Origin of the sequence: Sphingorhabdus sp., assembly GCF_035329025.1 — a bacterium.
Taxonomy (GTDB): domain Bacteria; phylum Pseudomonadota; class Alphaproteobacteria; order Sphingomonadales; family Sphingomonadaceae; genus Sphingorhabdus_B.
Map to the genome: position 1 here is coordinate 18,837 of NZ_DAOLHN010000044.1, position 8,327 is coordinate 27,163.

8 protein-coding genes and 1 pseudogene are annotated in these 8,327 nt (G+C 59.3%); 2 read left to right on the top strand and 7 right to left on the bottom strand.

Translation table 11 applies throughout. The features are described from left to right. Positions 1–24: 24 nt before the first annotated feature. From PKC81_RS12045 to PKC81_RS12075, 7 genes are all read right to left on the bottom strand, one after another. Positions 25–1,716: a hypothetical protein gene (locus PKC81_RS12045; protein ID WP_324336408.1), complete on the bottom strand. Its 1,692-nt coding sequence runs from the start codon at positions 1,714–1,716 to the stop codon at positions 25–27. Between the two features lies 1 nt (position 1,717). Beyond that, complete coding sequence (locus PKC81_RS12050) at positions 1,718–2,689, bottom strand: AAA family ATPase (protein WP_324336410.1); 972 nt, start codon at positions 2,687–2,689, stop codon at positions 1,718–1,720. A gap of 14 nt (positions 2,690–2,703) precedes the next feature. Beyond that, positions 2,704–4,200: an XrtA system polysaccharide chain length determinant gene (locus PKC81_RS12055; protein ID WP_324336412.1), complete on the bottom strand. Its 1,497-nt coding sequence runs from the start codon at positions 4,198–4,200 to the stop codon at positions 2,704–2,706. A gap of 19 nt (positions 4,201–4,219) precedes the next feature. Then, positions 4,220–4,861: an XrtA/PEP-CTERM system exopolysaccharide export protein gene (locus PKC81_RS12060; protein WP_324336413.1), complete on the bottom strand. Its 642-nt coding sequence runs from the start codon at positions 4,859–4,861 to the stop codon at positions 4,220–4,222. A gap of 181 nt (positions 4,862–5,042) precedes the next feature. Further along, positions 5,043–6,086 (bottom strand): bifunctional DNA-binding transcriptional regulator/O6-methylguanine-DNA methyltransferase Ada, encoded by a 1,044-nt coding sequence (gene ada / locus PKC81_RS12065; RefSeq protein ID WP_324336415.1) that lies wholly within the window; start codon positions 6,084–6,086, stop codon positions 5,043–5,045. Between the two features lies 1 nt (position 6,087). Continuing rightward, on the bottom strand, positions 6,088–6,555 hold the full coding sequence (locus PKC81_RS12070) for a DUF1203 domain-containing protein (RefSeq protein WP_324336417.1): 468 nt from the start codon (positions 6,553–6,555) through the stop codon (positions 6,088–6,090). An 82-nt stretch (positions 6,556–6,637) separates the two neighbouring features. Continuing rightward, positions 6,638–7,306 (bottom strand): dienelactone hydrolase family protein, encoded by a 669-nt coding sequence (locus tag PKC81_RS12075; RefSeq protein WP_324336419.1) that lies wholly within the window; start codon positions 7,304–7,306, stop codon positions 6,638–6,640. 294 nt (positions 7,307–7,600) lie between these two features. Here PKC81_RS12075 and PKC81_RS12080 point away from each other — a divergent pair, with 294 nt between their 5' ends. Both PKC81_RS12080 and PKC81_RS12085 read left to right on the top strand, forming a co-directional pair. Then, positions 7,601–8,167, top strand: a complete 567-nt coding sequence (locus PKC81_RS12080; protein WP_324336421.1) for a F0F1 ATP synthase subunit delta — start codon at positions 7,601–7,603, stop codon at positions 8,165–8,167. Positions 8,168–8,170: 3 nt separating this feature from the next. Continuing rightward, positions 8,171–8,327: pseudogene (locus tag PKC81_RS12085) on the top strand (F0F1 ATP synthase subunit alpha); the annotation flags it as partial.

Genomic DNA, 8,327 nt, shown 5'->3' on the forward strand with positions numbered 1-8,327 from the left:
TCTTATCTTCCCTGTCAGTTGGCCTTAAAAGCTGTAGCGCAGCCCGAGCAGCGCCGATGCGGTGACATCGCCATCGGCATCTTCCGGCTTTACGCTGTCGATGCCGACAGCGGCACCGGCCGTAAGCCCGCGCCAGATCTGGCGATAATAGGCTGCATTGGCACCGATGCTAAAGATATCAGGCGCCAGTGCAAAGCCAGGTTCGAGCAGATTGCCGTAAACATTGGTTTCGAAGCGTGAACGTCGATCAAGATCGCGGCCAAGATAGCCGACGATATAGTAATTCTGGTCAACCAGCCCGTCGAGTTCGGGCAGCGCGCCGAGCGGCGAGTTCAGGAATTTCTGGCGATTATAGCCAGCAGCGATGCCCGAATCCCAGCCGCCACTGCTGGTGACCATCGATGCGGAAATTCCGCGTGAACGGAAAGCTGACGGGCGCAGCGACCCGAGCGCATTGCCGAGGCAGGTGCTACCTGTATTGCCGAATGCGCAATTGCCCAGATCGCCCGAGAGTGGGTTCCGGATCGCGGTGAACTGGGTTGGCAATCCTGCAAGCGCTCGATTGAGCGAGCTGCCAAAGCCCGAAATGGTGTCATAGACCGAGACATTCACCACCATGCGTTCACTCGGCGCGTAGTTGAAACTGCCATAATAAGTATCGCTGCCATAGCGATGGCCATAGCGCGCCTCGAGCGAGGTTCGTCTGCTGGGACGCCACAGAACCCCGGCATCCCAGATCAACCCATCACTGTCATAGGCGTTCAATCGAGGGGAGGCCGGGTCCGTAACATAGCGGCCGCTGGAAGTCAGAACCGGATTTCCGGATGCATCGCGCAGCGCGTCGCGCTCACTGACTTCGACATTTTCATAGCCGACACCGCCAACGAGTGCGAGCGTGGGCGAAACGGGCACTGTCACATCGGCGCGCATATATTTTTCGTCTATGCGTTGGTCGAGCTGGCTCGAATCTTCACGGTTCCATCCCGTGCTGACGGCCCAGCCCACGGGCAAACGCCCTGGTTGCATGGCGACGGTTGCCTGCGCCGCATAGCTGACGCTGTCGTCAAAAGTTGGCACCGCCGGCTGCCCTGACGGGAGAGTGGCGACGCGGCCATTGTCGACCTTGGTATATCCTGCACGCAGTGAAGAAGCGACGGTCACATCGTCGAGTTGGGCGGTAAATGTCGGACCGGTATAGACCGAATACACATGGCTCACATTATCCGGATTGCCGAGAAAGGTTCCCGGCGTCGGCGCGCGATTATCTGTCCGGGCACGGCTGGCATAGGCACCGGCCTCAATACTCACATTGCGACCTAAGCGGGCATTACCGCGTGCAAGACCACTGAGATTGTCCTGATCGCGAACCCGGCTGCTATATCCGATCAGCCTTTCGTAACGCACATTCACCTGCGCCTCGGCATTCCGCTCAGAAACGCTTGCATCAACGCCGACGGCCAGCGTCGAATAAGTTAGGACATCACCTCCATCGTCGAGATCAGCCAGCAGAACCTGCCGTGCCTCCAGATAGGGCCGAACCTCTGCGCGACGCGTGCGTTCTTTCTTGGCGGGCGCCTCGGCAGCAGCAGCAGGCGCGCTGTTTTCCGTATCTGACCAATCGGTGTCGAGTAGTTGCGCATGCGCCATCGACGGCAGAGCTATCAGTGCAACCGAAGCAAGCAGCAGTTTGGTTCCGGCTTGAGTTTGGCTGGGCATTTTATGCTCCATATCCATAATAGTTGCCGAACTTGCGTCCGGTGGGGGAGAATTTGGCACGATTGAGCAACAGTTGGATATTCTCGCATCCGCTGAGCAGCGAGAGTGCATCGCGGAGGGCTGTTTCGGTCGTCACATCGGCATGAACGACCATCACCGCCTGTCCGACATGCAGCGCCAGCACCGATGCGGGCGAAGCGGCGAGCGCAGGCGGAGAATCGAAAATGATGATCCGGGCCGGATCGTGACTGGTCAGTTGGTCGAGCACCGCAGCGGTGCGCGCGGCGGCTAGATATTCGGTATCCTGATTGGTCTGCGCACCAGCGGGCAACACGGACAGCCCATCGACATCGGTTTCAATGACAAGGTCTTCAACATCGATCGAAGGATCAGCAAGGGCATCCATCAGCCCGCGTCCGCCTTCAATGCCCAGCCGTGCCAGCACGCTGGGCTTGGCGAAATCGGCATCGACGAGGAGAACGCGATTGTCTTTCTCCGTCGCCATCGACAAAGCGAGATTGACCGCGCAGAAGGTCTTGCCCTCATTGGGGTTTGCCGAGCAGATCAGGATGCGTTCGCCATGTTCGATGGCGTCGAAACCCTTGCCACCGCGAGCGGCCAACAGAAGCTGGCGTTTGACGATGCGGAATTCTTCAGACAAGCCTGTGACCGGACCTTCCGGATCAATATAATTGGCAGCACGCAATGCATCGCGATCGATATGGACGCGCGGTTTGGCACGGCCTGAAGACGGACGCACAACGGGTTGCGGCATAACAGGCGCCGCAGCGGGAGCGGCAGCCGGAGCGGGCGGCGCTTTTGCAGCTTCAGGCTCTGCAAGGGGTGGCGGCGCGGGCTGCTCCGCCGGGGCTGCCTCCTTGGCGGGTCCACGCAAGGCAGCGCCGAAATCATACATCTCATTGGCGCGTTCGAGCAACGACGCGGGCGGCTTGATCGGGCTGTGTTTGTTCATTTTATCGGGCCCCTTCATGCCGCCATGCCGCGCTGGATGAATTCAACCACCAGCAGCAGGGCAAAGACGCCGACAAGCCCGCTGGCCCCGCCAACAAACATCTTCATCTTGCGCTTGCGCTCTTCGCGTTGCGCACTGGTTAGCATTTGCGAAATCGCGCCGATTACCGGCAGGCCACTCGCCTTTTCCAGCTTGGCAGCGGTCGGGAAGCTGGTTTGCAAATGGCCAAGCGCAAAGGCCACGCCTGCCCCGGCACCCAGGCCCGCAAACAGCACCAGCGCCAGCAACAGCGGGCGGTTGGGCTTGGCTGGCGCAGACGGTACGCCGGGTTGGTCCACAACCTCGAACTGCACTGTGCCGGTCTCATTTTCGACCTGCCCGCGCAGGCGGATCGCTTCGCGGTCGGCGAGCAGCTTGTCATATTGGGTTTTCAGCACCTGATAATCCTGGCTGATACGCGAATATTCGGCGGACAGCCCGGGTTGCGAAATCTGTTTTGCGGTATAGTCGCTGATCTCGGCCTGCAGTGCGGTTTTGCGCGCGGATAGAGCCGTCACCGATGCCTGGCGTTCGGCCAGCATCGACTGAAGCGAAGCATAAGCCGGGTTTGGCATTCCGCCACCGCCCGCCGAAGCCCCTGCCCCTTGCGAGCGCAAAATCGCAATCTGGTTGCGTATCGCGATTACATCGGGGTGGTCGTCCGTGTAACCGCGCGCCTTCATCGAAGCGAGGTCGTTTTGTGCCGAAGCCAGCGGGCTGCCGCCTCCGCCGACACCTGCCAGCGAGCGGGGGGTTCCGGCCAATTGGCTGCCCAGCGCTGCAACAGCACTGCGCGCCTGGATCAACTGCGTGTCGATCTGCGACATTTCGGCACGCGCGGCCTCCATGCGGGTCGAGGCTGAACCGGCCCCCGGCAACATGCCCAGATTCTGCGTTTCGAAGGCAACGCGTTTGGCCTCAGCCTCGGCCAATTCCTTTTGCCGAGCCTCAAGCTGGGCATCGAGGAATTTGAGCGTCTTCGAGGTTTCGGCGCGATCACCGGCGATATTTTCCTCTTCGGCGATGTCGATCAGCTTTTGCACGACATCCCGCGCAATACGCGGCGATTTGTGCATCGCGGTGATCGAAAACACATTCTCATTGGTAGGATCGGCCTTCACCGCGATGTTCGGGCGCAGCGCGGAAATGGCGGTCGCAAGCTCGGCTTCCGACACAACCGTGCGGCCGATATCCGTGCCCTTGACCACACGTTCCAGATTGGCGGACGAGCCCAACGACTGCTGCAATTGCTCAACGGCTTTGCGGCGTTCACCAGCCGTAATACCCACCTTTTCCGACAGCACCGTCTGCGGACGCACCATGATCCGCGCGCTTGATTCATAGCTTGCAGGGATCAGCGAGACGACCAGCCAGCCGAGCAGGCACACGCCCCAGGCGATGGCAAGCGCCAGCCAGCGGCGGTTCCACACGCTGTGGACGGCAATGCGCAGTTCGTCATACAATCCGTTCATATCGCTGTGCCGCTACCCTTTAGAACATGCTTTCGGGGATGATGATGACATCGCCGGGCTGGAGCAGGACATTGGATTTGCTGTCACCGCGGCGGATCAGGTCATTGATGCGCAATGCATATTCCTGGCTCTTGCCAGTGGCCTTGTTGAAGCGCACAAGCCGCGCCTTGTTGCCGGCGGCATATTCGGACAGCCCACCTACCGCGATCATTGCATCGAGCAAGGTCATGTCGGCACGGAAGGGGATTGAGGCAGGCTTTTCGGTCGCACCGACGATCCGCACTTGCTGATTGTTGGTCGCGGCAAATTCATTGACGATCACTGAAACGATCGGATCGTTGATATATTGCGACAATTGCAGCTTGATATCCTGCTGCAGCATCGTCGCCGTCTTGCCCGCAGCGGGCATGTCGGTGATCAATGGGGTGGTGATGCGACCGTCGGGGCGCACCTGCACCTTCGCGCCAAGTTCCGGATTGCGCCAGACAAAGATGGTAATCTGGTCAAGCGGGCCGATGATATATTCTTCGCTTACCTGCTGCTGCGCGGGAATCGACGGGGCGGGGGGCAGATTCGATCCGCCCGTCGTCGAACAGCCAGTGATTGCCATGCTGCTGGCGCTGAGCGCAAGCAAAGCCTTGAACTTCAATGACTTGTTCATTCCCACATCCTTCCAGCCCGCGCGAAAGGCAGCTGCTTTCGGCGGAAATCCAAGCTGCACTACGCACAGCATCGCATTCCCTATGGCGGAAAAGGGTGAACAGACCGTTAGTCTTAAAGCGTCAGAAATGTAAAATCCCTGCCATACCGCCGAAAAGCGCGAATCCGCGCTATAGCGGAAGTTATAGCATGGGAATTTGCGGCGAGTCAGCCGCGCCTTCGCGTTCGAGCAGCTTTGCCTTGCGCTCCAGCCCATAGGCATAGCCGCCTAGGCTGCCATCGGTGCGGACAACGCGGTGGCAGGGAATCAGCACCGCAACATTGTTGGCGCCATTGGCCGAACCAGCCGCGCGCACCGCTTTTGGTTTGCCGACTGCATTCGCGATATCGGCATAAGTGCGGGTTTCGCCAACCGGGATACGGCGTAATTCCTGCCACACCGCTTCCTGAAACGCAGTGCCTGCGACATCGAGCGGCAGATCGGGCATGCGCGACGGGTTTTCGACCGCTTGGACCGCTCCTTCAATCAGCGACTGTGTCGTTGCATCTGCGGGCAGAATTTCCGCTTTTGGAAAGCGATCCGCCAAAGCCTCTCCACCTTCGTCAAATGACAGGCGGCAGATACCCTTTTCAGTTGCCGCAACCAGCATTTGCCCGAGCGATGTCGATACCACAGCCCAACGGATGACCGCCCCTGCTCCGCCATTTTTCCAGGCACTCGGCGTCATCCCCAAACGTCCTTTGGTGTCTTCATAAAATCGGCTCGGCCCCGAATAGCCTGCTTCGTAAATCGCATCAGTCACCCGCTCCTCACTCGCCAGCGCGTAAGTGGCCCGCTTGGCGCGCTCGGCCCGGGCGAAGGCGGCAGGCGTTACCCCGGTTGCCCGCTTGAACAGGCGGTGGAAATGGTGCGGCGCATAGCCGACCGCCTCTGCCAATTCGTCGAGCGACGGCGGCTCTTGGGCCCGCAACAGATGCAGGGCCTTTGCCATCGCCGCTTCATCGCGCGCGACATCGTCGGGAACACATCGCTTACAAGCCCGCAGTCCGGAAGCCCGTGCCGCTGCGCCATCTGAGAAGAAGCGCACATTGCTGCGCGCGGGATGCCGCGCAGCACAACTGGGACGGCAATAAATTCCAGTTGTCAGCACACCGGTGACGAAGCGTCCGTCAAAGCTGCGGTCGCGGCGCAGAACGGCGGCCCAGGCGGTATCGGCGTCTATCATCTCAGGTCCGTTCTATCGCTGCCGAAAAGCATCCATGCGCGGCGTTATGGGCATGGATATAGGCGATCTCCTCACCCGCGAAAAGTTCGCGGATACGCGCATCCGCCTGCCCGGGTAACGCCAAGGCTGCTTCACGCAGATTTCCTTCGGCATCGAAGCCGCGCAACGCGATCGGACGGCCCTCGAACACTGGCGGCGTTTGATCGATATATTCAGCCGGTTGCTGCGCCGTTTCACGAACATAGACCGCATAGGCAGAACGATAGGGTGTCGCGACATCATGGCTGACATGGTTAAACAGGATCAGGCTTTCGCCTTCCGACGCATCCTCCAACGAAACGCGACAGGGAAACCCCTTGCTGGCGGTTGCGGTGACGCGGCGGGCATTGACTGCAGCCAGTTGGGTATCGCTCATCGCGAACAAATGGGCATGGGCAGCGGGAAGCAATCCGGTAATCTTGTAGGTCATGGCTTCATCCTCATCGTTGATGTGGATTTCGCATCTAACCGCCTCGGAAACCACCTGCGTCCCGATTCTTGCTTTCAAAGTTTCAGCCGCCGCACGCCTTGAAAAGAGCCAGTGTCCGCTCCCGCGCCAGTTCTGAACTGGGCTCGTGATAATCCTTGCGGCGATCGCTGTTGAAGCCGTGGTTGGCATCATAGACAAATATCTGCGCGGTCGGGTGCGCCTTTTCGATCAAGGCCTCGACGCCCTCCATCGGGATGCCTTGGTCAAAGCGGCCGAAGTGGGCGATGGTTGCGCAACGCGGAGCCTCATTGGCAAAGATGGTTGGAACCATGCTGCCATAATAAGAAGAGGCTGCGGCCAGATCCGGGCTGATCTGCGCCATCCGCCACGCGACCGAACCGCCATAGCAATAACCGGTGATGAATACGGGGCCTTTGTCTTTTAAGGCATCAATGCAGGTCTGGGCATCAGCCAGCGACTGATCAAACGGGTGCAGTTTGCGCGCCAGTTCCACCGCGCGCTCAAATTCGGGGCCGGTATAATCGCATTCAAAACCGGGATGTTCGCGATCGAACAGTGCTGGGGACAGGACTTCATAGCCATCGACTGCATATTCATCGCACAAGTCGCGAATATGGTCGGTGACGCCGAAAATCTCCTGGATCAAAACCAGCCCGCCGCGCCGTTCGCCTTCGGGTGCTGCATGATAGACGGCGATTTCTGCGCCATCGGACATTTTCATTTTGATCATTTGGCCCATTGGCAGCCCTCCCGTCACTTCGTCATTCCCGCGAAGGCGGGAATCCATCTCCTGAGGCAAAGGCATAACGCAACCGTCGCTGAAAAGGAAAGCTCTGGTGATGGATCCCCGCCTTCGCGGGGATGACGAGTTGCCTGTGGTTAGAGCTACATCTAAATCAACCCCAATCCCTATCTTGCATCGCAGCAAATCCCCTGCTACCGGCCCCTCGACTTTGTGAGGGAACGATTCCCTCGCGCTTCAGTCGCGACATATATTCCAGTCTGTACAGGGACACTAAAACGCGTGGATAACTCCGGCGGCAATCAGGCTAATGTGCAAGCCAGCCTTGCAGGGCGGTACGCTACCGCTTTGTTCGAACTGGCGCGCGAGGCAAAGGCAATCGACGCAGTCGAAGCCAGCCTTGCAAAGGTGCAGAAAGCGCTGAGCGAATCGAGCGATTTTGCCTCGCTCACGACCAATGCTTCGATCTCGCGCGATGCCGCCAAAAAGGCTGTTGCGGCGATTGCCAATGCTTTGAAGCTCGATGCGCTGACCGCAAAGACGCTTGGCGTGCTCGCAGAGAATCGTCGTCTTGCTGAAACCGCTGGCGTCGCTCGCGCATTCGCTGCGCTCGCTTCGGCACATCGCGGCGAAATCACTGCAGAAGTGACCAGCGCGCATGCTTTGTCGGCTGCACAGATGAAGTCCCTCTCGGCAAAGCTGAAAGAGCGCGTCGGTCGCGATGTCGCGATCAGCGCCAAAATCGATCCCACGATCCTTGGTGGCCTGACCGTCAAGATCGGAAGCACCCTGATCGACAATTCGATCAAAACCCGTTTGAACTCCCTCGCGCAAGCGATGAAAGGCTAAACCATGGATATCCGCGCCGCAGAAATTTCAAAGGTCATCAAGGACCAGATCGCCAATTTCGGCACCGAAGCAAAAGTGAGCGAAGTCGGCTCCGTGCTTTCGGTGGGTGACGGTATCGCCCGCATCCACGGCCTCGACAATGTCCAGGCCGGTGAAATGG

Bases quoted from the DNA above. Each gene is read 5' to 3' on its own strand.
- PKC81_RS12070 (WP_324336417.1), bottom strand. From the start codon at position 6,555: ATGACCTACAAGATTACCGGATTGCTTCCCGCTGCCCATGCCCATTTG.
- PKC81_RS12055 (WP_324336412.1), bottom strand. From the start codon at position 4,200: ATGAACGGATTGTATGACGAACTGCGCATTGCCGTCCACAGCGTGTGG.
- PKC81_RS12050 (WP_324336410.1), bottom strand. From the start codon at position 2,689: ATGAACAAACACAGCCCGATCAAGCCGCCCGCGTCGTTGCTCGAACGC.
- PKC81_RS12075 (WP_324336419.1), bottom strand. From the start codon at position 7,306: ATGATCAAAATGAAAATGTCCGATGGCGCAGAAATCGCCGTCTATCAT.
- PKC81_RS12045 (WP_324336408.1), bottom strand. From the start codon at position 1,716: ATGCCCAGCCAAACTCAAGCCGGAACCAAACTGCTGCTTGCTTCGGTT.
- PKC81_RS12060 (WP_324336413.1), bottom strand. From the start codon at position 4,861: ATGAACAAGTCATTGAAGTTCAAGGCTTTGCTTGCGCTCAGCGCCAGC.
- ada (WP_324336415.1), bottom strand. From the start codon at position 6,086: ATGATAGACGCCGATACCGCCTGGGCCGCCGTTCTGCGCCGCGACCGC.